Genomic DNA, 24,674 nt, shown 5'->3' with positions numbered 1-24,674 from the left:
CCGATGAGCCGTCGCCCGATGTCGCGCTGGGGGCATTGGATGTCGGCTTTGCTTGCCGTGCTGTTTTTTTCCGGCTGCGCCACCTTGCCCGACGAGGCCCCGCGCCCGCCCACCAAGGCCATGGCCGCGTCGGCCGACACCGCGCTGGGCAAGATCGCGCTGGCTGCCCAGCCCGACCCCGACCTGAGCGGCTTTCGCCTGATGCCCGGCGGCGACTTCGCCTTCGACACCCGCATCCAGCTGGCCCGCCGCGCGCAGCGCACGCTCGACGTGCAGTACTACCAGATCGAGAACGACGAGACCGGCCGCTACCTGCTGCGCACCCTGCGCGACGCCGCGCTGCGCGGCGTGCGCGTGCGGCTGCTCATGGACGACCTCTACACCTCGGGCGAGGACGAGCTGCTGCGCGGCTTCGCCGCCACGCCCAACGTGGAGCTGCGCCTGTTCAACCCGTTCCCGGCCGGACGCGGCAGCATCCTGAAGCGCTTCACCGCGTCGCTGTTCGACTTCAGCCGCGTGAACCGGCGCATGCACAACAAGCTGTTCATCGCCGACGGCGCGATGGCGGTGGCGGGCGGACGCAACATCGGCAACCAGTACTTCCGGCGCACCGCGGGCGAGAACTTCCTCGACCTGGACACCTTCGTCACCGGCGCGCTGATGCCGCGGCTGGGCAGCCTGTTCGACCAGTACTGGAACAGCGTCTACGTGCGGCCGGTGGCGTCGGTCGTGGCCAGCGACCTGTCGCGCGAGGAGCTGCAGCGCCGCTTCGAGGCCGCCACCGCGCCCGGCACCACGCCACCCCCGCCGCCGCCCGCGCCCAACGACCTGCTGGGCTACAGCCCGATGGCCGACGACCTGGACAGCGGCAAGCTCAACCTGATCTGGACCCTGGCCGAGGCCTACGCCGATTCGCCCGACCGCGTGATCGGCAAGACCGCCTCGTACGGCGGCGTGCCGCTGCTGGACGTGGACAGCGTGCGCTACAACGTGGTCGAGCAGATGCGCCGTGCGCGCGCCGAGGTGACCATCGTCTCGCCGTACCTGATCCCGGGCGCCACGGGGCTGGAAGTGATGCGCGAGATCCGCCGGCGCGACGTGAAGATCAGCGTGGTCACCAATTCGCTGGCCGCCACCGACGAGCCGCTGGTGCACACCGCCTACCGGCGCTACCGCCCGGACATGCTCAAGCTGGGCGCCGACCTGTACGAGCTGAGCTCCACGCGCACCCGGCGCAGCGTGCGGCTGGGGCTGTTCGGCACCTCGGTGGGCCGGCTGCACGCCAAGTCGGCGGTGATCGACCGGCGCACGCTGTTCGTGGGGTCGATGAATTTCGATCCGCGCTCGGAGTCGGCCAATACCGAGATCGGCCTGATCATCCACAGCCCCGAAATGGCGCAGCAGATGCTCAAGCTGCTCGACGTGCTCAAGCAGCAGGGCGCCTACCGGCTGCGCTTTGCCGAGGGCAGCAACGAGTCGCGCATCGAATGGACCAGCGAGGAGGCCGGCAAGCTCACCGTGCTGACCGAGGAGCCCGACTCGGGCTTCTGGGACCGCACCATGCTCGAGATCCTGGCGCCGCTGACGCCGGAGAGCCTGCTCTAGGCTGCGCGGTCCGGGCCGGCGCTAGTTGCCGCGAACCGCCGACCACACCAGCCGGACGCCCAGCAGCCCCATCACGCCGCCGGCCACGCGGTCGATCCAGACCTTGTAGTGCAGGTAGGCCGAGCGCGGCGCCGCCGACGACAGGGCCAGCGCCACCACGGTGTACCAGCCGGTCTCGATGCAGAAGATGACGGCCGGCACCGCCAATGCCAAGGCGAGCGGCACGTCGTGCGGCAGGAAGGCGGCAAAGATGCTGGCGTAGACCACCGCCGTCTTCGGGTTGCTGACCTGGGTGGCCAAGCCGAAAAGAAAGGTACGGAAGGTACGCCCGCCGCGGCCCTGGCCGGCGCGCGGGTTACCTGCTTCCTGCGCCACCGGCAGCGGCTGGCGGGCGCCGCGCCAGATGCGTACCCCCAGGTACACCAGGTAGGCACCGCCGAATCCCTTGATCGCCAGGTACAGCCCGGGTACCGCCAGGAATGCCGCCTGCAGGCCGGCCAGCGCGGCGATCGCAAAGACCAGCCCGCCCGCGCCCATGCCCAGCGCGGCTGCCAGCCCCTCGGTGCGCGAGGCCACCGCCGTGCGGGCGACCATCACGAAACTGGGGCCCGGGCTCATGGCGCCCACGGCCATCGCGCCGGCAATGCCGAGCAGGGAAAGGGTGCTGTTCATCGGGTCTTGTCTCCTGTTCTTGTTACGAATTGCCGAACAACGTGCACAAACGCACGTTCATCGGAGATTGAAAAGTAAACTCTAAGTAGTACACGGATAACTTTTGGTTTACATTTTGTCCATCGAGGTAACAACGATGCAAAACATGAAAAACCTACTTCTTCTGGCCGTTTGGGCAGCAGTGCTGGCGTTTTTGCTCAGTTTCTTCTACTGGAGCGACGCCCCCGTCGCCGAGCAGCTGCTGTTCGGCGCGTTGATGACTGTCGCCACCGGTGCCTGGATGCTCGCCCTGCTGAATCTTCCGCGCGCCATCATCGCCGCGCGCAACTGGCTGAAATCGCCCAAGGACGCCGAAGAGCACCTGGGCGCCGCCGATTCGCACAAGCCGGTCGCGCGCTGAGCCGGGCGGGGCGCGCCGGCTGTGGCCGGGCCTGGTTCAGGGCTGGATGTTCACCGCTTCCACCTGGACCAGCAATTTCACCTTGTTCTCGAAGCCGAAGTTCAGTCCCCAGGTGATTCCCCAGTCGCTGCGCTCCACCGTGGTCTCGAAGTCGCCGCCGCACACCTGGCGGTTGATGAGCGGGCTCAGGTAGCAGTTGAAGCGCACCGCCTTCAGCGTCACCGGACGGGTCTGGCCCATCAGCGTGAGCTTGCCGGGCACGTCGACCACCTTGTCGCCGCTGAACTCGATGCGCTCGGCCACGAAGCGCCCGGTCGGAAACTCAGCCACGTTGAAGAAATCCTTGCTCTGCACATGCCGGTTGAGCAGGTCGACGCCAGTGTTGATGGAGCTGATGTCCATCGTGATGTCGACCGAGCCGCTGTTGCCGGCGCCGTCGATCTTCACCGAGCCGTCCTTCGTGCTGAAGCGCCCGCGGTTGGTGGTGGTGCCGTAGTGGCCCATCTCGTACATCACGAAGGTGTGGGTCGGGTCGACCACGTAGCTGGCGTTCTTCACCGGCCCGCCCGATGGCTTGGCGGCCACCGCCGGCGCCGTGTAGTCCTGGGCCGAGGCGCTCGCGCAGGCGAGGGCCGCGGCACACAGCGTGGCGGCGAAAAGGAGCTTCTTCATGGCGTGCGTTCTGTGCTGCTGGGAGCTGTGGATCGTGAATGCGTCTGGGGTCGACGGGGAAGGCGCGCGGCTCACAGCGGGCCCAGCCCGGAGAGCGTGAACTTGAAGCGAACCTGCACGTCGTTGCCGACCATCGAGGTGTCGGTCCATTCGCCGTCGCCCACCTTGTAGTCGAGCCGCTGGATCGTAAAGCTTCCGGTGGCCACCGCGTAGCCGCCGGACGCGGTGATGGCCAGCGGCACCGTCACCGGCTTCGTCGTGCCCTTGAGCGTGAGCTTGCCGGCCATCTCGAACTTGCCGTCGCCCAATGCCTTGATGGCGCCCGACTGGAAGCTGGCCTGCGGGAAATGCGCGGCGTCGAACCACGGCGCCTTGGGCAGCTCGGCGTCGCTCATCGGAATGCCGAAGCCGGCGCTGGCCGTGTCGATCTGCAGCGCGACGGTGCCGCCTTCGGGCTTCTTCGGATCGAAGGCGACCTGGGCCTCGAACTTCTTGAAGCTGCCTTCCACCGGCACGCCCATCTGCTTGCTGACGAAGACGATCTGGCTCTTGTCGGCCACCAGCCTGGTGGCCGCGGGTTCGGCGAGCGCCGGCAGCGCCGCGGCGAAGGCCAGCGCCACGAAGGCCGACGAGATGGCCGACGAGATGGCCGACGCCGAGATGGCCGGTGCCGAAAAGGGCTGCAGGCGCAAAAGATGGGGCTTCATCGGGCAGATTCCTTGCGTGGCGCGGGCCACATGCGTTTCAGAAGACCGTCGCGGTCGATCCAGTGGTGCTTGAGCACCGCCGCCACGTGCAGCAGCGCGACGCCCGCCAGCGCAAAGGCGCAGTTGCGGTGCAGCGGCTGCAGCACCGCCTCGGCAAAGGGCTGGTCGACCGCCACGAAGTCGGGCAGCGCGAGCACGCCGAACCACGCCACCGGCATCCCCATGGCCGAGCTGTAGGCCCAGCCGGTCAGCGGCACCGCGAAGAACAGCAGGTACATCAGCGCGTGGCTCACGCGGTAGCCCGACAGCTGCAGGCGCGACATGCCCGGCGGCAGCGCCGGCGGCCGGTGCCCGAGCCGCCACAGCAGCCGCAGCGCCGACAGCGCGAGGATCGTGAGGCCGGCCCACTTGTGCCAGCTGTAGACCTTCAGGCGCAGCGGCGAAAACGGCAGCCCCGTCATGTAGAGCCCGACGCCGAGCGAGCCGACGATCAGCGTCGCCAGCAACCAGTGCAGCGCCATCGCGAACGGGTCGTAGCGCTGGCTGCGCGGTGCGGTGGCGAGGGGAGAAGAGAAGGCGGGGGGGGTGTCGGCGGACATCGGGGGCAGGACCTGCGGCCTGTGCGCGGAGCATATATCGGAAGCCGTGACAGCACTGCACGGCCCGTGCCAAGTCCCGTGCCAAGCCTCGTGCCAAGTCTCGTGCCAAGTGCGCCGGCACATCGGCACATCGGCGCGCCCGTGCCCGCCCGCCCGCTCGCTCGCCCGCTCGCTCGCTCGCTCAGCCGCGCTGCTGCGCCCTCAGCAGCACGCCGCGCAGCTCTTCCGGCTGCACCGGCTTGCGCAACGCATGCCAGCCGCGCTCGACGGCGAGCCGGTGCGTGGCTTCGTTGATGTCGGCCGAGATCAGTGCGATCGCCAGCGAGGGCTTCTGCCGCTGCAGCCGCTCGGCCAGCGCGATGCCGTCGAGCGCGCCCGGCAGGCGGATGTCGCACAGCGCCGCGTCGAGCGCGCGCAGGTCGGCCAGCGCCAGCGCCTCGGCCGCGCTGGCGTACACGCGCGGTTCCACCGACCACTGGCGCAACAGCGCGGCCAGGCTGTCGGCCACCACCGCGTTGTCTTCCACCACCAGCACGGCCATGCCGGGGCGCAGCGCGCCGGTTCCGGCATCGTCCTTGGCCGGTGCCGCGGCGGGCACGGCCAGCGCCGCATCGGGCGCCGCCGCCGGCAATTCGAAACTGAACACCGACCCGCGCCCCGGCGCCGAACGCAGCGACACCGCAATGCCGAGCTGCGTGGCCAGCCGCCGCACGATCGCCAGCCCCAGGCCGTGGCCGCGCTGCAGGTTGCGCTCCACGTTGCCGATCTGCTCGAAGTCGTTGAACACGCGCGCCTGCGCATCCGCCGCAATGCCGATGCCGTTGTCGCGCACCTCGACGCGCCAGGCCGGCCCGTTGGCGCGCCGGCGCGCGCGCACCGCCAACAGCACCCGGCCGCGCGGCGTGAACTTCACGGCGTTGTCCACCAGGTTGGCCAGCACGCGGCGCAGCGACACGGTGTCGGTCCAGGCCACGGCACCCGGCGGGCAGCGCACGCCCACGCGGGCGTCGCCCGCCTGCCGCGCCAGCTCCTGCAGCAGCGGCGCCAGCGCCACCGCCGCGGGGCGCAGCGGATCGACGGCGGCCTCGATGCGGCCGATTTCGAGCAACTGGTTGGTCAGCCCTTCGAGCGCCTGCTGCGCGCGCGCCAGCGAGCCGACCGTGTGCTGCACCGCGGCCATGTCGGCGCCGCTATTCAGCTGCTGGCGCAGCACCTCGGCCTGCAGCCCGATGGCCATCACCGGCTGGCGCAGGTCGTGGTTGGCGGCCGAGAAGAAGCGCAGCCGCTCGGCCTGCGCATGCTCGGAGGCGCGCAGGCCGGCCAGCGCCTGTTCGCGCAGCGTGCGCTCGTTGAGCCGCAGGCCGATGTTTTCCTCGAGCTGGCGCGAGCGCTCGGCCACCAGCTTCCACATCATGGCCGTGAGGCCGATGCCGATGACCGCCACGGCCATCATCACCGGCGCGCCCAGCCAGAGCCCTGTGACGATCACCGGCGCCAGCAGCAGCGTGATCGCCAGCTGCGTGGCCGGCGTGTAGAACGACACCGAGAAGGCCGACGACAGCGTCATGCCCATCAGGATCAGGCCCAGCAGCAGCTGCAGGTCGGCGCGCTCGGGGTTGAACAGCAGCACGCCGGCCAGCCCGTGCGCCAGCTCCCAGACGGCGGTGCGCAGCGTGTGGGTGCGCTGCGCCGCGCGCAGCGTCCCGGGCGTGAACGGCTCGGGCAGCCGTTGCGGGAAGAAGCCGCGCATGAGCGTCACCCCGGTCACCAGCGCGATCCAGAGCAGCGCGCGCACCGGCGAGTACTGCCAGGCAAAGAGCGCCGCCACGCCGCAATTCAGCAGGTACTGCACCAGCAGCACGGGGCCGATGGGGCGGATCGACAGCCGCAGCACCTCGCACTGGATCGCGAAGCCGTCGCTGCCGGCGGCCTCCTGCGGTACCGATGGCAAAGACGAAGGGGCGGGTGGGGTGGGATTCATCGGCGAATCGACTATATAGAGAAGGTGCGTGACGCGGCGACAATGGAGTCCCCTAGTCGGGCTTCCCGATGGCCAACTTTCCGTGAACGATCTCTCCTTTTTCCTGCCTTGCGCCGCCGGCGTCGAGGAATTCCTAGCCCAGGAGGTGCACGCCCTGACCGGCCGCGCCGGCCAGGACCTGCTCACCCTGCGCGGCGGCGTGCGCGTGCGCGCCGACTGGCGCGACGCCCTGAAGCTCAACCTGCACAGCCGCCTCGCGCAGCGCGTGCTGGTCGAGCTGGCCCATGCGCCCTACCGCAACGAGAACGACCTCTATGCCATTGCCAGCGGCGTGGCCTGGGAGATCTGGTTCACCCCGAAGCAGACCTTCAAGATCGAGACCACCGCCCAGCACAGCCCGCTGCAGAGCCTGAACTTCGCCACCCTGCGCATCAAGGACGCCGTGGCCGACCGCTTCCGGGCCAAGGCCAACGGCGTGCGCCCGAGCATCGAGACGCAGTGGCCCGACTGCCGCGTGTTCGCCCACCTGACCACCGACAGCTGCACGCTGTACATCGACACCTCGGGCGAGCCGCTGTTCAAGCGCGGCTGGCGCCAGGACAAGGGCGATGCGCCGCTGAAGGAAACCCTGGCCGCCGCCATGCTGGCCGCCAGCGGCTGGTGGAACCCCGAAACGGGCACCGTGTCGGAGCAGCCGCTGTACGACCCGTGCTGCGGCAGCGGCACCATCGCCATCGAGGCCGCGCAGATCGCGCGCGGCATGGCGGCCGGCGCGCTGCGGCGCTTCGGTTTCGAGAAGCTGCTGCCGTTCCAGGCGCATGTGTGGGCCGCCATCAAGCAGGAGGCCGAGGCGGCCGCCAGCGACCGCAGCGTGGCCATCTTCGGCTCCGACGTGTCGCACCGCATGGTCGACTTCGCCGAACGCAACGCAGAGCGTGCCGGCGTGGCGCAGGCCATCGAGTTCCGCGGCGGCGACGCGCTGCAGCGCATGCCGCCGGTCGAGAGCGGCGTGATCATGCTCAACCCGCCCTACGGCGAGCGCATCGAGGTGGGCGGCGTGGCGGGCACGGGCCGTTTCGGTGCGCGCGAATCGGCGCAGGTCGAACGAGGCGCGGAAGGTGAAGGAGGTGAAGGAGGCGACAGCGGTGAATTCTTCCCGCAGCTGGCCACCCACTGGAAGAAGAACTATGCCGGCTGGACCGCCTGGGTGCTCACGCCCGACCTCAAGCTGCCCAAGCAGATGCGCCTGAAGGAGTCGCGCCGCGTGCCGATGTGGAACGGCCCGATCGAATGCCGGCTGTTCCGCTTCGACATGGTGGCCGGCTCAGCGCGGAAGTAGCTCGCCTTCGGGCGGAGGCGGGTCCCGGGGCTCGGCGGACTCCCTGGACTCCCTGGACTCCCTGGCTTCCTTCGGCCGCACGCTGCACGCCGCATTGATGGTCCGCGTGGCCAGTTCGCGCGGCGCGCCGCCCAGCGTCATCGGGCGCACATCGTCTTCGGCGAAGTGCCGCACGGCCATCGGTTCGCCCACGAAGTTGGGCTGCGCGAAGTAGGTAGCGCTCACATAGCGTGCATTGCGCGCCGCGCAATCGGCATCGACCTTGGCATCGAACGAACGGAACATGATGCCGTCGCGCGTGGTGCGCGGCTGCGCCAGGCTCAGGCGCAACTTCACGATGCGGTGCGTTCCCTCGGCTTCGACGCTGGTCGGATCGACCTGCACGTAGTCGTTGCCGGCGTCGCCGGCCGAGCCCGCGAGGGTCAGCCACTCGGCCCGCGCACCCGCGCAGACGAGCAGGGCCAGGCAGAGCAGCGGAAATCGTTTCATGAAGGAAGAAGGCAAAGGACGTGAAGGCGCAGCGGAGGCGGCATTGTCCCGCGCCCAACCGACGCGAGGCTGACGTGAGCCCGCATGGTGCAACATCGGCGAAATACCCCACACATCCCATGACGTTGACAGAACCCTCGCAGCAAGCTGGCCCCGTCGTCATCGACACCAACATCGCGCTCGACCTGTTCGTGTTCGACAACCCCGACTGCGCGCCCCTGGCCAGTGCGCTCGCCGCCGGCGAACTGCGCTGGCTCGCCACCGCGCCGATGCGCAACGAACTCGCGCGCGTGCTCGGCTACCCGCTCATCGTGAAGCGGCTCGCGCAGCGGCAGATGGAAGCGGCCAGCGTGCTCGCGGCCTTCGATGCGCGCGTGCACCTGCTGGCCGACACGCCGCCGCGTGCACCGTGCGTGTGCAAGGACCCCGACGACCAGGTCTTCATCGACCTCGCGGTGGCGCAGCGCGCGCGCCTCATCAGCAAGGACCAGGCGGTGCTCACCATGCGCAAACGTTTGGCCGCGCAAGGCGTCGTGGTGCAGGCGGTGCTCGCCGCGATGTGAACCTTCGTCGCCGCGCGAAAAAGGCTTACTTCGCGACGGCATCGCTTCGACTTCTAGACAACCGGCCCTCTCGGGTCTACTGATCGGCAAATCACGGAGGGAGTTGCCGTTGTCTCAGCTGTATAGACAAACCCGGCGGGTGTGCATCGCACCTGCCCGGGGTGCTTGCCATGCGCGCATATCGTCTGCCGTCGACCGCATAGGGTCTGGCATTTGCAAGGGCTCCCCACTATCTTCCGGCGCGCCGAAGCGGTTCGCACGGCCCCCACGCGGGCGTGCCTGAAGCGAACCATGCCGACTTCGAAGACCGCGATCGTTCACCGCCGCCGCGCACTCCGTGCGCGGTGCGGCCGGTTGCGGGAAATGCTTTCAGTCCTTCAAGCAAAGCCATGCCGAGTCCTCATCTGCGATCGCCGCGTCATCTGTTGCCCGAACTCGAGGTAGAGCTCGCACGCTCCACCGACCTGGGCTACGAGCCTGCCGAAGAAGTCGGCCTCGTGCGTTGCCTCGAGCACGGGTTTCCCACGCCGCTGGCGCGCTGGCATTGCCACGAGGAGTACGAGCTGCATCTCATCGTGGCCACGTCGGGGCAGGCCTTCGTCGGCGACTGGATCGGCTCCTTCGATCCGGGCCACCTCGTGCTGTGCGGGCCGAAGCTGCCGCACAACTGGATCTCGCTCGATGCACCAGCGGAGGGCGTCGCGCAGCGCGACCTGGTGATCCAGTTCCTGCACGACCCCATCTTCGAGGCCGCGCAGCGCATTCCCGAATTGCTCGAAGCGGTGCGCATGCTCGAGCGCGCGCGCTTCGGCATCGAGTTCTTCGGCATGGCCGAACGCGCCGAGCAGCACTTTCGCCGCGTGAAGGCCGCGCGTGGACTCAAGCGCTTCAGCCTGTTCTGCGACTTCCTCGCCGACATGGCGCAATGCGACGACTACCGGCTGCTGTCGGGCATGCAGACCGACGGCGACCCGCACCTGGAGAGCATCAACGACGTGGTCACTCGCATCGCCAACGAGCCTTCGAAGGACGTGTGCGCGGCCGACATCGCCGCCGAGCTCGGCATGCATGCGGGGCGCTTCAGCAGGCTCTTTCGTCGCGCCACGGGCCACAGCTTCCTGAGCTACGTGAACCAGGTGCGCGTGAACAAGGCCTGCCTCATGCTGATGCACAGCGACCGCTACGTGACCTCGATCTGCTACGAGGTCGGCTTCAACAACGTCTCCAACTTCAATCGAAAGTTCCTGGAGATCAAGGGCCTCACGCCGACCGAATTTCGCAGGCAGAGCCAGCTGCGATTGGAAGGCGCGATGAGTTCGGAGAACTAAAGACCACGGCTTATTGCGACACCATTATCAAAACGTCAATTTGTATTGGCAATCGCAAAAAGTGTATCGAACGCAATGCACGAGCGTCCCTACGATCCGGCTGCTTCTTCAGTCACATCATTCAGGAACCTCTTTCATGCAAATCAATCGCCTGACCCCTCTGAGCCGTCTCGTTGCCTCGAAGATCAAGATTCGCGGACAGGGCATGACGGAGTACCTGGTGATCCTCGGGCTCATCGCCATCGCCGCCATCGCCGTGTTCAGCTTCTTCGGCCAGACCATGCGCAACCAGGTCGCCGGCATGGCGCAGGAAGTGGGCGGCAAGACCGGCTCGGCCGAAGTCACCAAGGCACAGACCGCGGCCGGCAAGGCGTCCACCAACGCCGACGTGAACATGAACATGAGCACCTACACCAAGGGCGGCGCGGACGGCGCGAAGTAAGCCTCGCACACATCACGTCCTGAACCAGATCGCGTGATGCTCCCGGCGGCCGCTTCGCTCTCCCGCTCCCTCTGTCCGGCCACTGCCGGTGCGCGCCGGCGCCAGTCGGGCCAGGCGATCGTGTACCTGGTGGCGATGCTGCCGATCATCTTTCTCAGCGTGCTGGTGGTCTACAACACCGCCACCTCCACGCGCGAGAAGATGAAGCTGCAGAACACGGCCGACGCGACCACCTACAGCGCCAGCGTGCTCACCGCGCGCAGCCTCAACTACCTGGCCTATACCAACCGCGCGATGGCCGCCAACGAGGCGAGCATCGCGACGCTGGCGAGCGTGCAGACCTCGATGGCCATGCTCATCACGAGCGCGGCCAACATCCAGGAGGGGCTGGTCGTCGCCGAGGCGCTGAAGGGCGTGCGCAACCTGGAGCGCAGCCGCATCCCCATCGTGGGCCCCATCTTCTTCCTGCAGTACCTGGGCAACCTCGCCAAGGCACAGCGCCTGCAGCGCACGGCGGACCGCATTGCCGGCTTCGTCGAGCCCTCGGCCAAGCCGCTGCAGATCGGGGCCGACATCCTTCGCGCGTTCAACCAGGGCATCTCGGCCAGCCAGGTCGCGATGCTCGTGGGCACGACGGCGCAGTTGCCGCAGCTGGTGAAGGACGTCGTCAACTCGAACGACCCCGATGCGTCGGTGCCGCCGGCGGAGACCGCGATCTTCGTCATCAAGTTCGTGGCCGACGTGGGCACCTATCTCAAGAGCTACCACCAGTCGGGCAGCCTCGCGTTCGACGACGACGAGTTCAACGAGGTGCTGCGCTTCGCGCATGCCGCGCAGGCCACGCGCGACGACTGGACCAAGAACCGCCGCTTCCTGCCCAACGTGCTCGGCTGGGTTGCTTCGGGCATGTCCGGCGCCATGCAGGGCATGATTTCCAGCAGCCCGGTCACGCCGCCGGGCTTCGGCGATGTCACCGGCGACATGATGGGCGGGCTGCTCGAGTGGAAGGGCGGCACCGAACTGGTCGCGACAGAAGGCATCGTGGGCGACGAGACCGGGCGCATCCGCTGGCAGTCGGCCGATTCGATCGAGATCAAGCTGCCCATCGGCGTGCTCTACACCGACCTCATCGGCGGCTGGGACGACATCCTGCGCGGTCGCTTCGGCCTGGGCGCCGGCGCGGCCGCCGCGGGCGGCCCCAACTACATGAAAAGCTGGGAAGGCCAGCGCCTCACGCTGCGCAGCTACGCCCGCGAGGGCCGCACCTACGGCGGTCTGAACGGCGAGATCGGCGACACCGCGTACATGGAGCGCGAATCCTTCGAGCGGGCCGGCCGCGACAGCAACGGCGAGATATTGCTGGCCCCGATGGCGGTGCTCGTGTTCAACGCCAAGCTGCACTACAGCCCGCGCACCGACATCGGCACCGTCACCAAGAGCTGGGCCATGCCCCGCTTCACCGAGATCAAGGACCACCCGCCGATGGTGGCCAACGAGTCGGACAACTGGCTCGCGCAGAACGGCTTCAAGGGCGCCAACCCGCTGAAGTGGGGCAAGAACACCGACAAGGGCCCGGCCTTCACGCTCGTGGTGCAAAAGGGCGGCGACAAGGTGCGCACGGGCGAGGTCGCCGGCTTCGGCAACTCGGCGGCCGACGGCAAGGCCGGCCTGCGCGACAACTTCCAGGGCCGGGAGATCAAGGCGGTGTCGACCTCGCAGGTCTACTTCCGCCGTCCGCAGGACCGCTGGGCGCGCCGCGACAACGCGGTCGCCGATCCTTCGAAAGTGGGCAAATACAACGTGGGCTTCGCGGGCGGCTACATCGAGCACCGCAGCCTCTTCAGCCCCTACTGGCACGTGCACAACGTGGAGCCCTCGCTGTGGGCGCGTGCCATCGCCATGGGCGGCGCGGCCGTCGGCGGCTCGCCCGACGAAGACAACGGCAACTGATGAAGGACGCCCGCGCATGACCCGCCCACCTCGATGCTCGCCTCGGCGCCCGTCCGGATGCCTGCCTCGCGTTCGCCATCCTTCGCGCACTGCCACTGCCGGCCATGCGATGGTCGAGACCCTGCTCATCGTGAGCTTCGCCGCCATCACGCTGGCCGCGATTCCGGCCATTGCCGAGTACGGCACCAAGCGCATGCAGACCGTGGCCGCGGCCAAGCTGGTGGCCTGGCAGCGCACCGTGTGGATGCCGGAAGAGCAGGGCATCGCCGCCACCGAAGCCAAGGGTGCGTCGGGTGCCATCAAGAAGACCGATGCGGAAATCACGCGCGACCTGCGCCGCCACATCTTTCGCGATCGCACCGAGCCCGGCATCTCCATCCACGCCGCCGACATCGCGGAGTTCGAGCCGACGCTGCCGGCGATCGATCCGCGCACCACGGCGGTCACCGCGTCGAGCACGGCCGCGCCCATGCCGTCGCTGCTCAATGCCAGCGACGTGGTGTTCGACGGCATCCGCGTGGCGCAGGCCGCGCTGGGGGGCAACGCAATCACCGGGCCGCTGGGCAAGTTCCAGATGGTGAGCAGCGGCTACCTGCGCCACGAGGTGAAGGTGAGCCAGACCAACACGAAGTTCACGCTGGTGCCCGCGCTGGACATGAGCGAGCAGGTCACCATGCTCACCGAAGCCTGGAACGCCGGCGGCACGAACCGCGAGGAATCCAAGATCCAGGGCCTGGTGCCGCTGAAGCTGCTCGACGGTGCGTTCTACCAGCAGCTGCGCGGCGGCATGCACCAGACGGCCTACCAGATCAAGCAGATCTTTCCGGCCTTCGACATGAACAACCTCACCATGGGTTTCACGCCGGGCGACGCCCTGGAGAAGACCCCGCTGGACCGCTTCGAGCGCATTCCGCCCGGAGCGACCGGCGAGACCGGCGGCGACGGCGAGGCGAACGGCGGCAGCGTCAAGGACCACTTCCGCTACTACCGCGCCTTTCCGCCGACCCCCGTGGTCAACACGCTGCCCTGATGACCGTGCCCGCGCCGTTCCTGCGATGGATGCTCGCCGCCGCCTGGCTTTGCCTGTGCGGTGCCCCCCAGGTGGCCGCCGCGGCACCGCCGCAACTGGACTGGCCGGCGATTCCGTCGCCCTCGGGCGCCAAGACCTTCTGGATCGCCGAGTACATCGAGCAGAACACCGTTCCCATGCAGATCCGCGGCATCGAGTCCACGGAGTCCATGGAGGCCGTGTCGCGCTACTACGAGAAGTGGCTGGCCGACAAGGCCGGCTACGGCGTGAGCACCGTCGGCGCCTTGCGCGTGCTCGGCGCGCGTTTGGGCATGTACCAGGTCACTGTGCAGCTGCGCGCACGGCCCGAGGGCACGGCGGGGCGGCTGGTGGCCGCCAGGGTCTACGACGAGGTGCAGAGCGAGCAGCGCATGCAGGAGCGTGCCGAGCGCATCGGCAAGGGCTTTCCGCGCCCGGCCGGCTCGCAGGTGGTGTCGGACACGCTCTCCTTCGACGAGGGCCAGCGCAACCGCACCATCGTCGTCACCAACGGCGTGAGCGTGGAGACCAATGCGCTCTACCTGCGCGAACAGATGATCCGCCTGGGCTGGACCCTGCTGCAGGACCGCACCGTGGAGGGCGGCACGCGCTCGGCGCTGGTGTTCCGCCGCAACAGCGAGGAGATGGTCGTGACCATCTCCAAGCGCGACGACGGCTACTTCATCGTCGCCAGCCAGACCACGCCGGAATGAGAGCGACCGCCATGCGCCCACGCCACCGCCGCCTTCACGGCAGTCACCGTCGTTCTTCTTCCCGCGGCGCCCAGCGCGGCCAGGTCATCGCCGAGTACGTGATCGTCGCCGGCATCCTGGCCGTGATGCTGTTCGCCACCTTCCCGGGCGCCGACCGTTCCGTGATCGGCCTGCTCATCAAGGCCTTCCGCGATGCCTGGTCGACCTACTCGTACACCCTTTCCTATCCTCTGTAGCCAGGCATGAAATCATCTCCGGGACTTCTCAAGTTCAAGCAAAGCGTCAAACGGCTGTCCCCCCTGATCGGTGCCCTGATGCTGGGCCTGCTGGCCGCGGGCCTGGGCTGGTATTACCTGCGGGCCAGCGAGCGAGAGATCGCCGCCAGCCTCGAGAAGGACGCCGACAGCCAGCGCCGCGACGTGGTGGTGGCGCGCCAGGCGCTGGGCGACGGCACCACGGTGCTGCCCGGCATGGTGGCCAAGCGCTCGGTGCCCAACGAGTACGTGCACAACGACGCGCTCACGCCCGAGACCTTCGCGCAGTTCGCGGGCCGCCAGCTCTCCGTGCCGGTGGCCGCGGGCAAGCCGCTGCTGGCCTCGTTCTTCTCGGCGCCGCGAAAGGTGTTCGCGCAGGAGATCGAGCAGGGCGTGCGCGCCATCACCATCCCGGTGGACGAGATCAGCTCCATCTCGGGCATGCTGCGCGCGGGCGACCGCATCGACTTCATGTACATGGTCGACAAGAACGCCGCCAACGATCCTTCGGTGGTGATCCCGCTGCTGCAGGACGTGGAGGTGCGCGCCACCGGCCAGATCACCTCGGAGCAGTTCGCCGCGATGCGCAAGCGCTCCGACGTCTCGGCCGACACCGACCCGTACGCGCAGCAACGCTATTCCACCGTCACCGTGGCGATCCAGCCGCAGGACGCGCAGAAGCTCATCCTGGCCCAGCGCCTGGGCAAGATCATCGCCACGCTGCGCAACCCGGACGACCGCGCCACCATGACCAGCGGGGTCGACGCGGTCGACCTCGACGCCATCGTGAGCGGCTTCAGGCCGCAGCGCGCGCGCCCGATGGCGGTGTCCAGCGCACCCGCGCGGCCCGGCGTCGAATACATCGTGGGCGGCGCCGGCAACCAGAGCCGGGCCGGTGGCGCGGGCCTGGGCGCCGCGCTGCCGCCGGCAGAACTGCCGGTGCGCTGAAGTCTTCCCGCCCCCCCAGGCGCGTGCGTTTTCCTGATCTCCAGAAAAGTTCGATGAATCTCAAGCGATGCACCTTGGCAGCGACGGCGCTGTGTCTTGTTTTCCCGGCCCAGGCCCAGGGTCCGTACCCCGGCGCGGCGGCCTCGCCGGTGCCCCTCGGCGCGGTGGTGCCTTCGGGTACAGGTGCCTCGGCAGTGCCTTCGGGTGCATCGTCGTTCCCGGCGAGGCCCTCCGGCGTGCCGGTGTCCCGCGCCCCCGAAACCTCGCCGGGCATCCGCGCGCCCGCACCGCCACCGCAGCAGGCTTCCATCACCGAGGGTGAACTGCAGCGCATCGCCGCGCGCGCCACCGTGCTGCAGCGGCTGCCCGACACGCTCACGCTGTACGTCGGGCAGATGGTGCTGGTCAAGATGCCGGGCGTGGCCCGCGTGGCGATCGGCAGCGGCAAGGTGCTGGAGGCGCGCGTGCTCGACGGCGCCAACATGCTCATCACCGCGCAGGACGCGGGCGACAGCACCCTGCACGTCTGGGACAAGAACGGCACCGTGCGCAAGCTCAAGGTGCGCGTGAACGTGGTCGACCTCGACCGCATCGCCGACGAGCTGCGCGAGATCACGCACGGCATCTCGGGCGTGAACATCCGCCGCATCGGCGAGCGCATCATCATGGACGGCAACAGCCTCGACCCCGCCGCGGTCGAGCGCCTGAACACGGTGGCGCAGCTGTATGCGCCCGCGGTGGTGTCGCTGGCCACGGCGGAGCGCATCCGCGTGGACCGCATGGTGGACATCCAGGTGCGCATCGTCGAGTTCAGCAAGACCGCGCTGGACGACCTGGGCGTGCGCTGGCAGAGCTCGGGCGACGGCTTCAACTTCGGCCTGTTCTCGGACATCGCCTCCAGCGGCAGCTACCGTGTGCTGCCCGACGGCACCGCCTTCAACAGCGCCAACACCCCGAACCTGCTGACCCAGAACCGCCGCATGCCCGAGGCCTATTTCGGCATCGGCCTCACGCTGAGCTCGCGCATCAACCTGCTGGTGCAGCGCGGCAACGCCTTCCTGCTGGCCTCGCCCAACCTGTCCACGCGCAGCGGCGGCGAGGCCAAGTTCCTGGCCGGCGGCGAGATCCCGCTGCCCGCGCTCAGCACGCAGGGCGCGGGCTCGGTCGAGTTCAAGCCCTACGGCGTGCGGCTGAACATCAAGCCCATCGCCGACGGCGAGGGCAACATCTCGGGCAGCATCCTCACCGAGGTCAGCAGCATCGACCGCAGCGTGGCGGTGCAGGGCATTCCGGGCCTCCTGATCCGGCGCACCGACACCGAGTTCAACGTGAAGGCCGGCGAGACCATCGTGCTGTCGGGCCTGCTCAGCCGCGAGTCCACGCGCTCCAGCGACGGCGTGCCGGGCCTGCGCAAGGCGCCGATCATCGGGCGCGCCTTCCGCGCCGACAACGACACCGACAAGGAACAGGAAGTGGTGGTGTTCATCACGCCGCGCGTGGTCGACCCGGCCTACGGCCAGCCGCGCATCGAGCGCGCGCGCCAGCTGCAGCAGGACGTGGGCCGCAACTTCGGCACCCTGACCGAGGACAAGTCGGACCCCGGCGGTGCCCGCCCGCCGGCCACGAACGGTGACATCGGCGGCATCGGCGCCACGCCGGTCGGCACGCCCGGCCAGCCCGTTGCTCCCTGAGGCCCGCAGCCATGCACAAGGTCTTCGTCAATTCCCCGCAGCAGGCCGTGCGCGAGGTCCCGATCGACATCGCGGAACTCCAGGTCGGCAAGGACAGCGGCAGCCACATCGTGCTGTCGGGCTGGAACGTCGCGAAGCTGCACGCCCAGTTCGTGCTGCACGACGAGGAGGTGTTCGTGCAGGACCTGGGCAGCCTCTTCGGCACCTGGGTCGACGGCAACCGCGTCACGCGCTTCGGGCCCATGAAGGGCGGAGAAGAGATCATCATCGGCGGCCACACGCTGGTGGTGTCGCTGGACACGGCGCTGCGGCCCGCGGGCACCGAACCGCAGGACGCGGCCGACGCCACGCAGATGGCCGAGACCTCGCTGGCCATCGAAGACCCGCTGCTGCAATGGCGCCGTTCGCTGCACCGCACGCTGCTGCAGCAGCTGGACAACCGCCGCATCGACACCGCGCAGATGAAGGACGAGGAGCTGCGCTCCAACATCCGCGCGCTGATCAGCGAGATCATCCGCGACACGCGCGACATGCCGGCGGAGCTCGACCGCGCGCTGCTGAGCCAGCAGCTGCTGGACGAAGCCATCGGCCTGGGCCCGCTGGAGGTGCTGCTGAAGGACGAGAGCGTGACCGAAGTGATGGTCAACCGCTTCGACGAGATCTGGATCGAGCGCGCGGGCCGGCTGGAGCGCACCAACGTCGCCTTCACCAGCAACATCGCGGTGCTGGGGGCCATCGAGCGCATCGTGACGCCGCTGGGCCGGCGCATCGACGAGAGCTCGCCGATGGTGGACGCGCGGCTGAAGGACGGCTCGCGCGTGAACGCCATCATTCCGCCGCTGGCGCTGCGCGGGCCCAGCGTCACGATCCGGAAGTTCCCGAAGAACCGCATGGGCCACGAGGGCATGATCCGCACCGGCTCGATCACCGCGCAGATGGTGGAATTCATGCGCATCGCGGTGGAGGAAAAGCTCAACATCATCGTCTCGGGCGGCACCGGCACCGGCAAGACGACGCTGCTGAACATGGTGTCGAACTTCATCCCGCCCAACGAGCGCATCGTGACCATCGAGGACGCGGCCGAGCTCTCGCTGGGCCAGCCCAACCTGGTGTCGCTGGAATCGCGCCCGGCCAACATCGAAGGCAAGGGCGCCATCGCCATTCGCGACCTGGTGCGCAACTCGCTGCGGATGCGGCCCGACCGCATCGTGGTGGGCGAGTGCCGCGGCGGCGAGGCGCTGGACATGCTGCAGGCCATGAACACCGGCCACGACGGCTCGCTGACCACGCTGCACTCGAACTCGCCGCGCGACGCGATGTCGCGGCTGGAGGTGCTGGTGACCATGGCGGGCATGAACATCCCGGTGGCGGCCATCCGCGAGCAGATCGCCTCGGCGGTCGACCTGATCGTGCAGCTCACGCGCTTTCCGTGCGGCAGCCGCAAGGTCACGCAGATCACCGAGATCACCGGCTTCGCCGACGGCGTGATCCAGATGCAGGACGTGTACGCCTTCCGCAAGACCGGCGTGGACGACACCTTCAAGACCGTGGGCCACTTCACCGCCGCGGGCACCGTGCCCGAGTTCTTCACGCGCCTGCAGGAGCACGGCCTGAAGCTCGACCTGGAATATCTCTTCGGGGAGACCGTGCCATGAAGGGAATGATCCTGCTGGCCTCCGTGCTCTGCGGCATGGGCTTCATCACGCTGTGCGGCTATCTGCTGCTGCAGCGCTCGCCGGAGCTGGTCGGCAAGGTCATGGCCAAACTGCAGGCCAGCGGCCGGCGCACGCTGAACCTGTCGGAGTTCCAGGCGCAGCACGCGGTGGCGTTCGCGTCGGGCCATGCCTTCCTGGTGGCGCTGTGCGGCGCCGTCGGATGGCTCATCTCGGGCAACCTCATCGGCGGCGTGGTGGCGGCCGTCGTGCTGTACCTGCTGCCCGCGCGCTGGTTCGCGTGGCAGCGCAAGAAACGCAGGCAGCAGATCGAATCGGAGCTGCCCGACGCGCTGCTCTTCATAGCGAGCGCCTTGCGTGCCGGCAGCGCGCTGTCGGTCGCCATCCAGGTGCTGGTGCGCGACCAGGTGGGTCCGCTGGGGCAGGAGTTCGGCCTGGTGCTCAAGGAGCAGCGCCTGGGCGTGAGCTTCGACGACGCCATCCAGAAGATGTCGCAGCGCCTGGGCATTCCCGACTTCGTGCTGGTGGTGGTGGCGCTGCGCGTGTCCAAGGAGGTGGGCGGCAACCTGTCGGAGCCGCTGCAGGTGCTGGCCGAGACGCTGCGCCGCAAGGCCATCCTGGAAGGCCGCATCAAGGCGCTGACGGCGCAGGGCCGCATCCAGGGCCTGGTGATGACGCTCTTTCCGCTGCTGCTGATGGGCGTGCTCTACCTGATGCAGCCCACCATGAGCCTGCTGTTCACCACGACCATCGGCTGGGTCGTGCTGACGGTGGTCGCCGTGATGCTGCTCTTGGGCTACGCGATGATCCGCAAGATCGTGGCCATCGACATTTGAGGCCGGAGGCACCAGACCATGCGCTCGCTGATCCTCCTGGCCATCATCTTCCTGTGCGCGACCACGGGCGTGATCCTGCTGCTGTACATGATCTCGCTGATCCGCAAGGCCAGGCCTTCGGAGCGCACGCACATGGACCCGCTGCCGCGCATGCTGCGGCTGGTGTGGCCGGTGGTGAACATCCTGCAGTTCCACGTGTCGGAGATCGCGCCCACCTCGATGCTGGTCAAGCGCAAGCGCCAGCTGCAGCTCGCGGGCCTGGAGTTCGTGCTGAAGGCCGAGGAGTTCATCGCGGTGCAGGTGGTGTCGCTGATCGTGGTGGCCGCGCTCGGCCTGTGGACCGCCGGGCTGCTCGACGCGATGGCCGCCACCAAGGTGTGGGTCACGCTGTCGTCGTGCGTGGCGGGGTGGCTGTACCCGGTGATGTGGATGCGGGACCGCCGCAAGAAGCGCGAGAAGGACATCCTGCGCACGCTGCCGGGCTACCTGGACATGATCACGCTGTGTTGCCAGGCCGGCCTGAGCCTCACCGGCGCGATCGCGCAGGCGGTGCAGAAGGGCCCGGGCGGCGCGCTGGGCCAGGAGTTCGACCGCATGATGCGCGAGATGCGCACCGGCGCGAGCCGCATGGACGCGCTCAACGCGCTGGCCGACCGCCTGGACAACAAGCACATCAAGAGCCTGGTGTCGAACCTCACGCAGGCCGAGTCGCTGGGTGCGAGCCTGGCCGACACGCTCTCCGCCATCTCGGACCAGCGCCGCACCGAGCGCTTCCAGATGGCCGAGAAGCTCGCCATGGAAGCGCCCGTGAAGATGATCGGGCCGCTGGTGATCTTCATCTTTCCGGTGACCTTCATCATCATCTTCTTCCCGCTGGTGATGCAGTTCCTCGAAACCCAGAACCGCTGAAACCGCCGAGAAAAAAAGCCGATGCGCATTGTCTCCCTCCGATCCCGATCCCCCCAGGCCCAGCCCTTCGGTCCCGTGCGCGTGGCCGAGCGCGGCTGGGACCGCACGCGCGGGCTGCTCGGCCGGCCGAAGCTCGCCGCCTGCGAAGGCCTGCTGATCATGCGCTGCAGCTCGGTGCACACGGTGGGCATGCGCTATCCGATCGACGTCGTCTTTCTGGACCGGCACGGCGGCATCGCGCGCGTGGTCGAGAGCCTGCGCCCGATGCGCATGGCCATGTGCCTGGGCGCGGCCAGCGTGCTCGAGCTGGCCGCGGGCCAGGCGCGCCGGCTGGCGCTGAGTCCGGGGTTGCAGTTGTCGGGCTGGTGAACACACTCGAAGGAGAAGGCCATGCATTCCACCCCTCACAAGCTTCGCGGGCATCGCCTGGCGCGTGCGCAGCGCGGCGCCTCCATGACCGAGACGATGATCGCGCTGCCGCTGCTGATCCTCTTCGTGATGTGCGTGGTGCAGTTCGGCCTGATCTACCGCGCGCGCCTCACGCTGGAGTACGCCGCGCACGAGGCCGCGCGCGCCGGCTCGCTCAACAACGGCATGCCGCTGCCCTTCGTCTTTCGCATCGGCAACTCGACCACGCCGGGCCTGAGCACGCTCAACAGCGCCGCGCTCGAGCTCACCACCAACGCGCTCACGCGCGGCAGCGTGTGGCAGGGGCTGGTCAAGGGCATGATGCCGCTGAACGTGCGCGACGCCAGCGTGGGCGGCATGTTCAAGGGATGGATCGACACCAACACCGACCTGATCGAGTCGGCCTGCATCGAGTACCTGAACCCGACGCAGACCGCCTTCGTCGACTGGGCCTTCATCGAGAACTTCGGCGAGAACCGCTGGATCATGCAGATCCCCAACGACACCATGCGCTACCGCAAGCCGCTGCCCTACGACTTCAAGGCCAAGGCCATGAGCACCACCGTGGGCATCGACGATCCGCTGCCGCCCGACGCGGAGCTGCGCGGCAACGTGTCGAACAAGACGCTCGGTGAATCCAGCGTGCTGCACCTGCGCGTGCACTACGGCTACCGCCTCGGGATTCCGGTGGCCAACAGGATCATCCTGACGGCGCTCAAGGGCTACCAGTTCGCGGCCGAGGCATGGTTCAAGCTGCTGTCGACCGACGGCGCCAGCGCGCCGGGCACCGACTTCCGCCTGAACCAGCTCGACGCCTACTACATCGCCAACGGCAAGATCCCGCTGGCCGCCGACGGCGTGGCGGGCATGGAGTCGCCGATGTACTGGCACCCGTTCTATTCGTTCGGGCCCAAGAGCGACCGCAGCATCGACCTGCAGTGGGACCCGGCGTGGAGCAACAACGCCGGCATCAACGTGCTGGAAAAGCCGCAGGACGCCATGACCAACATCTTCGCCTTCGTGCGCAACAACAGCACCGAGTGGGCCTCGCAGCTGCTGGCCAAGGGCGTCGACGCGGCGGCCGACAAGATCGGCGATGGCAATTCCTTCTGCCCGGCCATCTGGGACGGCTCGGTGAAGGGCCAGCTCGACAAGGTGCCGAACCCGGGCACCGCCCCCTGATGCGCAAGGCGGCGAACGCTGCACGCGGTGGGGGCGCGCTGGCGCTGTGTGCCTCCACGATCTTCGTCTCGGCCTTCCTGCTGTTCCTGGTGCAGCCGCTGATCGCGCGGCAGATCCTGCCGTGGTTCGGCGGCTCGGCCGCGGTGTGGACGCTGTGCCTGGTGTTCTTCCAGGTGGTGCTGCTGCTGGGCTACTTCTATGCCGACCGGCTGTCGCGCCGGCCGCTGCGCACGCAGGCCGTGGTGCATGCGCTGCTGCTGCTCGCGGCCTGCGCCATGCTGCCGGTGATCCCCGATGCCGCATGGAAGCCGACCGGCCAGGGCGACCCCGCGGCGGGCGTGCTCGCGGTGCTGGCCGCCACCGTCGGGCTGCCGTACCTCGCCGTGTGCACCACCGGGCCGCTGGTGCAGAGCTGGGTCGCGCGGCTGCACGCGGGCGCCGAGTTGCGCCAGGCGAAGGTCTACCGGCTGTTCGCGCTGTCGAACCTCGCGGCGCTGGCGGCGCTGGTGGTGTACCCCTTCGTGCTGGAGCCGGTGTTCGCGCTGCGCGTGCAGGCCGTGGCGTGGTCGGCGGGCTTCGGGTTGTTCGCGGTGCTGGCGATCGCGTCGGTGGTGGCGGTGGGGAAGGCGCGGCCAGCACAGGCCGGCGCCGAAGCCGCGGCGGCATCGGCTGCACCCGCGGCGCCGCTGTCGTGGCGCGACCAGCTCCTGTGGCTGGTGCTGGCCGCGCTCGGCACGGTCGCGCTGCTCGCGGTGTCGGCCTTCATCACCCAGGACATCGCCTCGGTGCCGATGCTGTGGATCGTGCCGCTCGCGCTGTACCTGCTGAGCTTCGTGCTGTGCTTCGACAGCGACTTCTGGTACCGGCGCTGGCTCTTCTGGCCCGCGGTGCTGCTGCTCACGCCGGTGATGGGCTGGTACCTGAACACGCCGCAGCGCTCGCTGCCGATCGCCGCGGCCATCGGGCTGTACTGCGCGGGGCTGTTCGCGATCTGCATGTTCGCGAACGGCGAGCTTGCGCGGGCGCGGCCCGGGCCCGCGCGGCTCACGCGCTTCTACCTGCTGCTGGCGCTCGGCGGTGCCGTGGGCGGCCTCTTCGCGGGCGTGTTCGCGCCGCACTTCTTCAACGGCTACTGGGAGCTGCCGGCGAGCCTGGCGTTGCCGGGGCTGGTCATGCTGTGGCTCGCGCGTGCGCGCCAGCAGTGGGTATGGCTGGTGTTCGCCTTCGCGGTGGTGCTGGGCTTCGGCGCCTTCCTGAAGATGGATGCGGTCGCGGTGTCGCTGAACGTCTTTCATGCGGCGGTGGTCGCGCTGGCCTGCTTCGCGGCCGGTTACACCGCATGGCGCGCGCGCGCATGGGCCGCGGGCGCGGGGCTGGCCGGTGCGCTGGCTGCGGCGGCCGTGGCGTGGCTGTCGGTGTCCAGCGTGCTCGAAGCCGACAACCGGACCCTGCTGCGCGTGCGCAATTTCTACGGTGCGCTGCGCGTGGAACAGTTCGGCATTCCGGGTGCGCTGACCTCGTCGCGCCGGCTGATGCACGGCGTGATCTCGCACGGCGAGCAGGTGATGGGCGCCATCTACCGGCGGCTGCCGACGACCTACTACGGACCCCAGTCGGGCGCCGGCGTGGCGCTGCGCGCGAACCGGGCCGCGCCGCAGCGCGTGGGTGTCATCGGCCTGGGCGTGGGCACGCTCGCGGCCTACGGGCGCGCGGGCGACACGATGCGCTTCTACGAGATCAACCCGCTGGTGACGGCGGCGGCGCGCGCGCACTTCACGTTTCTTGCGGACTCGGCTGCGCATGTCGAGGTGGTGCCGGGTGACGCGCGGCTGCTGCTGCAGCAGGAGCTCGACGCGCAAGGGCCGCAGCGTTTCGACGTGCTGGTGGTCGATGCGTTCTCCGGCGATGCGATTCCCATGCACCTGATGACGCGCGAAGCGCTGGCGCTGTACCTGCGGCACCTGAAGCCCACCGGCGTGATCGCGTTCCACATCAGCAACCGGCACCTGGACCTGGCGCCCGTGCTGAAGCGCCTGGGGGACGATGCGGGCCTGCAGGCGCTGCGTGTGCGCTTCGAGCCCGAGCGCGGCAACGTCACGCTGGAGCACACCTCGGACTACGTGCTGCTCACGCGCGACGCGCGCTTCCTGGCGGACCCGATGGTGCGGGAGCGTGCCGAACCCATGGAAGCAGCCAGCGGCGCCCGTGCGGCGCTGTGGACGGACGACTTCAGCAACCTGCTGGGCGTGCTGAAGTGGCAGTGAG

Annotated in this window: 24 protein-coding genes; 18 read left to right on the top strand and 6 right to left on the bottom strand. The window is 68.8% G+C overall.

The annotated features are described in order from the left end of the window. Nucleotides 1-3: 3 nt before the first annotated feature. Nucleotides 4-1,605 carry a phospholipase D family protein gene (locus BM013_RS12275; RefSeq protein WP_093127176.1) on the top strand — a complete coding sequence of 534 codons (1,602 nt, stop codon included), beginning with the start codon at nucleotides 4-6 and terminating at the stop codon, nucleotides 1,603-1,605. A gap of 21 nt (nucleotides 1,606-1,626) precedes the next feature. Here BM013_RS12275 and BM013_RS12270 read toward each other — a convergent pair whose 3' ends face one another. Next, nucleotides 1,627-2,277, bottom strand: a complete 651-nt coding sequence (locus BM013_RS12270; RefSeq protein ID WP_093127174.1) for a LysE family translocator — start codon at nucleotides 2,275-2,277, stop codon at nucleotides 1,627-1,629. 136 nt (nucleotides 2,278-2,413) lie between these two features. Here BM013_RS12270 and BM013_RS12265 point away from each other — a divergent pair, with 136 nt between their 5' ends. Further along, a complete protein-coding gene (locus BM013_RS12265) occupies nucleotides 2,414-2,677 on the top strand; it encodes a hypothetical protein (RefSeq protein ID WP_143072436.1) in 264 nt (87 codons plus the stop codon). 36 nt (nucleotides 2,678-2,713) lie between these two features. Here BM013_RS12265 and BM013_RS12260 read toward each other — a convergent pair whose 3' ends face one another. The 4 genes from BM013_RS12260 to BM013_RS12245 all read right to left on the bottom strand — a co-directional run bounded on the left by BM013_RS12260 (nucleotide 2,714) and on the right by BM013_RS12245 (nucleotide 6,636). Further along, a complete protein-coding gene (locus BM013_RS12260; protein WP_093127169.1) occupies nucleotides 2,714-3,349 on the bottom strand; it encodes a YceI family protein in 636 nt (211 codons plus the stop codon). Between the two features lie 71 nt (nucleotides 3,350-3,420). Then, nucleotides 3,421-4,056 carry a YceI family protein gene (locus tag BM013_RS12255; protein ID WP_093127167.1) on the bottom strand — a complete coding sequence of 212 codons (636 nt, stop codon included), beginning with the start codon at nucleotides 4,054-4,056 and terminating at the stop codon, nucleotides 3,421-3,423. Continuing rightward, nucleotides 4,053-4,655, bottom strand: a complete 603-nt coding sequence (locus tag BM013_RS12250) for a cytochrome b (RefSeq protein WP_093127164.1) — start codon at nucleotides 4,653-4,655, stop codon at nucleotides 4,053-4,055. The genes BM013_RS12255 and BM013_RS12250 overlap by 4 nt, the downstream gene beginning before the upstream one ends. A gap of 181 nt (nucleotides 4,656-4,836) precedes the next feature. Next, nucleotides 4,837-6,636, bottom strand: coding sequence for an ATP-binding response regulator (locus tag BM013_RS12245; protein ID WP_093127161.1), 1,800 nt, complete (start codon nucleotides 6,634-6,636; stop codon nucleotides 4,837-4,839). A gap of 82 nt (nucleotides 6,637-6,718) precedes the next feature. Between BM013_RS12245 and BM013_RS12240 the strand changes: the two genes are divergently transcribed. Beyond that, complete coding sequence (locus BM013_RS12240) at nucleotides 6,719-7,975, top strand: THUMP domain-containing class I SAM-dependent RNA methyltransferase (protein ID WP_093127158.1); 1,257 nt, start codon at nucleotides 6,719-6,721, stop codon at nucleotides 7,973-7,975. Here BM013_RS12240 and BM013_RS12235 read toward each other — a convergent pair. Beyond that, nucleotides 7,961-8,464: a surface-adhesin E family protein gene (locus tag BM013_RS12235; protein ID WP_177225468.1), complete on the bottom strand. Its 504-nt coding sequence runs from the start codon at nucleotides 8,462-8,464 to the stop codon at nucleotides 7,961-7,963. The two genes, BM013_RS12240 and BM013_RS12235, sit on opposite strands and share 15 nt — an antisense overlap. A 119-nt stretch (nucleotides 8,465-8,583) precedes the next feature. Here BM013_RS12235 and BM013_RS12230 point away from each other — a divergent pair, with 119 nt between their 5' ends. From BM013_RS12230 to BM013_RS12160, 15 genes are all read left to right on the top strand, one after another. Next, complete coding sequence (locus BM013_RS12230; protein ID WP_093127156.1) at nucleotides 8,584-9,027, top strand: putative toxin-antitoxin system toxin component, PIN family; 444 nt, start codon at nucleotides 8,584-8,586, stop codon at nucleotides 9,025-9,027. 389 nt (nucleotides 9,028-9,416) lie between these two features. Next, nucleotides 9,417-10,355 carry an AraC family transcriptional regulator gene (locus BM013_RS12225; RefSeq protein ID WP_093127153.1) on the top strand — a complete coding sequence of 313 codons (939 nt, stop codon included), beginning with the start codon at nucleotides 9,417-9,419 and terminating at the stop codon, nucleotides 10,353-10,355. Between the two features lie 136 nt (nucleotides 10,356-10,491). Further along, the gene (locus BM013_RS12220; RefSeq protein WP_093127150.1) at nucleotides 10,492-10,797 is read left to right on the top strand and encodes a Flp family type IVb pilin; all 306 of its coding nucleotides are present in this window, start codon (nucleotides 10,492-10,494) and stop codon (nucleotides 10,795-10,797) included. A 36-nt stretch (nucleotides 10,798-10,833) separates the two neighbouring features. Next, nucleotides 10,834-12,747 (top strand): pilus assembly protein TadG-related protein, encoded by a 1,914-nt coding sequence (locus BM013_RS12215; RefSeq protein ID WP_093127147.1) that lies wholly within the window; start codon nucleotides 10,834-10,836, stop codon nucleotides 12,745-12,747. Between the two features lie 109 nt (nucleotides 12,748-12,856). Further along, on the top strand, nucleotides 12,857-13,777 hold the full coding sequence (locus tag BM013_RS12210; RefSeq protein ID WP_256221479.1) for a hypothetical protein: 921 nt from the start codon (nucleotides 12,857-12,859) through the stop codon (nucleotides 13,775-13,777). Continuing rightward, entirely contained in the window at nucleotides 13,777-14,508 is a 732-nt protein-coding gene (locus BM013_RS12205; RefSeq protein ID WP_093127144.1) for a hypothetical protein, read from the top strand. Before BM013_RS12210 ends, BM013_RS12205 begins: the two co-directional genes overlap by 1 nt. A gap of 11 nt (nucleotides 14,509-14,519) precedes the next feature. After that, a complete protein-coding gene (locus tag BM013_RS12200; protein ID WP_093127141.1) occupies nucleotides 14,520-14,744 on the top strand; it encodes a hypothetical protein in 225 nt (74 codons plus the stop codon). A gap of 6 nt (nucleotides 14,745-14,750) precedes the next feature. Continuing rightward, entirely contained in the window at nucleotides 14,751-15,710 is a 960-nt protein-coding gene (cpaB, locus tag BM013_RS12195; protein WP_093127139.1) for a Flp pilus assembly protein CpaB, read from the top strand. 53 nt (nucleotides 15,711-15,763) lie between these two features. Continuing rightward, nucleotides 15,764-17,401, top strand: a complete 1,638-nt coding sequence (locus BM013_RS12190; protein WP_093127136.1) for a type II and III secretion system protein family protein — start codon at nucleotides 15,764-15,766, stop codon at nucleotides 17,399-17,401. A gap of 11 nt (nucleotides 17,402-17,412) precedes the next feature. Beyond that, a complete protein-coding gene (locus BM013_RS12185; RefSeq protein WP_093127133.1) occupies nucleotides 17,413-19,056 on the top strand; it encodes a TadA family conjugal transfer-associated ATPase in 1,644 nt (547 codons plus the stop codon). Next, nucleotides 19,053-19,910, top strand: a complete 858-nt coding sequence (locus BM013_RS12180) for a type II secretion system F family protein (RefSeq protein WP_093127130.1) — start codon at nucleotides 19,053-19,055, stop codon at nucleotides 19,908-19,910. The genes BM013_RS12185 and BM013_RS12180 overlap by 4 nt, the downstream gene beginning before the upstream one ends. 18 nt (nucleotides 19,911-19,928) lie before the next feature. After that, the gene (locus BM013_RS12175) at nucleotides 19,929-20,819 is read left to right on the top strand and encodes a type II secretion system F family protein (RefSeq protein ID WP_093127127.1); all 891 of its coding nucleotides are present in this window, start codon (nucleotides 19,929-19,931) and stop codon (nucleotides 20,817-20,819) included. Nucleotides 20,820-20,840: 21 nt separating this feature from the next. Continuing rightward, nucleotides 20,841-21,188, top strand: coding sequence for a DUF192 domain-containing protein (locus BM013_RS12170; protein ID WP_093127125.1), 348 nt, complete (start codon nucleotides 20,841-20,843; stop codon nucleotides 21,186-21,188). Nucleotides 21,189-21,209: 21 nt separating this feature from the next. After that, on the top strand, nucleotides 21,210-22,409 hold the full coding sequence (locus BM013_RS12165) for a TadE/TadG family type IV pilus assembly protein (protein WP_093127123.1): 1,200 nt from the start codon (nucleotides 21,210-21,212) through the stop codon (nucleotides 22,407-22,409). Further along, nucleotides 22,409-24,673 (top strand): spermidine synthase, encoded by a 2,265-nt coding sequence (locus BM013_RS12160; RefSeq protein ID WP_093127120.1) that lies wholly within the window; start codon nucleotides 22,409-22,411, stop codon nucleotides 24,671-24,673. The genes BM013_RS12165 and BM013_RS12160 overlap by 1 nt, the downstream gene beginning before the upstream one ends. The last annotated feature ends 1 nt before the right edge of the window (nucleotide 24,674 follow it).

It is taken from the genome of Variovorax sp. OK605, assembly GCF_900115445.1.
Lineage (GTDB): Bacteria > Pseudomonadota > Gammaproteobacteria > Burkholderiales > Burkholderiaceae_C > Variovorax.
The sequence above is the reverse complement of the archived record's forward strand: the minus strand, read 5'-3'. Positions and strand labels throughout refer to the sequence as shown.

Coding starts and splice junctions, on each gene's coding strand:
- BM013_RS12250 (WP_093127164.1), bottom strand. CDS start 4,655: ATGTCCGCCGACACCCCCCCCGCCTTCTCTTCTCCCCTCGCCACCGCA.
- BM013_RS12260 (WP_093127169.1), bottom strand. CDS start 3,349: ATGAAGAAGCTCCTTTTCGCCGCCACGCTGTGTGCCGCGGCCCTCGCC.
- BM013_RS12165 (WP_093127123.1), top strand. CDS start 21,210: ATGCATTCCACCCCTCACAAGCTTCGCGGGCATCGCCTGGCGCGTGCG.
- BM013_RS12235 (WP_177225468.1), bottom strand. CDS start 8,464: ATGAAACGATTTCCGCTGCTCTGCCTGGCCCTGCTCGTCTGCGCGGGT.
- BM013_RS12185 (WP_093127133.1), top strand. CDS start 17,413: ATGCACAAGGTCTTCGTCAATTCCCCGCAGCAGGCCGTGCGCGAGGTC.
- BM013_RS12175 (WP_093127127.1), top strand. CDS start 19,929: ATGCGCTCGCTGATCCTCCTGGCCATCATCTTCCTGTGCGCGACCACG.
- BM013_RS12225 (WP_093127153.1), top strand. CDS start 9,417: ATGCCGAGTCCTCATCTGCGATCGCCGCGTCATCTGTTGCCCGAACTC.
- BM013_RS12180 (WP_093127130.1), top strand. CDS start 19,053: ATGAAGGGAATGATCCTGCTGGCCTCCGTGCTCTGCGGCATGGGCTTC.
- BM013_RS12245 (WP_093127161.1), bottom strand. CDS start 6,636: ATGAATCCCACCCCACCCGCCCCTTCGTCTTTGCCATCGGTACCGCAG.
- BM013_RS12255 (WP_093127167.1), bottom strand. CDS start 4,056: ATGAAGCCCCATCTTTTGCGCCTGCAGCCCTTTTCGGCACCGGCCATC.
- cpaB (WP_093127139.1), top strand. CDS start 14,751: ATGAAATCATCTCCGGGACTTCTCAAGTTCAAGCAAAGCGTCAAACGG.
- BM013_RS12270 (WP_093127174.1), bottom strand. CDS start 2,277: ATGAACAGCACCCTTTCCCTGCTCGGCATTGCCGGCGCGATGGCCGTG.
- BM013_RS12160 (WP_093127120.1), top strand. CDS start 22,409: ATGCGCAAGGCGGCGAACGCTGCACGCGGTGGGGGCGCGCTGGCGCTG.
- BM013_RS12210 (WP_256221479.1), top strand. CDS start 12,857: ATGGTCGAGACCCTGCTCATCGTGAGCTTCGCCGCCATCACGCTGGCC.
- BM013_RS12215 (WP_093127147.1), top strand. CDS start 10,834: ATGCTCCCGGCGGCCGCTTCGCTCTCCCGCTCCCTCTGTCCGGCCACT.
- BM013_RS12190 (WP_093127136.1), top strand. CDS start 15,764: ATGAATCTCAAGCGATGCACCTTGGCAGCGACGGCGCTGTGTCTTGTT.
- BM013_RS12205 (WP_093127144.1), top strand. CDS start 13,777: ATGACCGTGCCCGCGCCGTTCCTGCGATGGATGCTCGCCGCCGCCTGG.
- BM013_RS12275 (WP_093127176.1), top strand. CDS start 4: ATGAGCCGTCGCCCGATGTCGCGCTGGGGGCATTGGATGTCGGCTTTG.
- BM013_RS12230 (WP_093127156.1), top strand. CDS start 8,584: ATGACGTTGACAGAACCCTCGCAGCAAGCTGGCCCCGTCGTCATCGAC.
- BM013_RS12200 (WP_093127141.1), top strand. CDS start 14,520: ATGCGCCCACGCCACCGCCGCCTTCACGGCAGTCACCGTCGTTCTTCT.
- BM013_RS12265 (WP_143072436.1), top strand. CDS start 2,414: ATGCAAAACATGAAAAACCTACTTCTTCTGGCCGTTTGGGCAGCAGTG.
- BM013_RS12220 (WP_093127150.1), top strand. CDS start 10,492: ATGCAAATCAATCGCCTGACCCCTCTGAGCCGTCTCGTTGCCTCGAAG.
- BM013_RS12170 (WP_093127125.1), top strand. CDS start 20,841: ATGCGCATTGTCTCCCTCCGATCCCGATCCCCCCAGGCCCAGCCCTTC.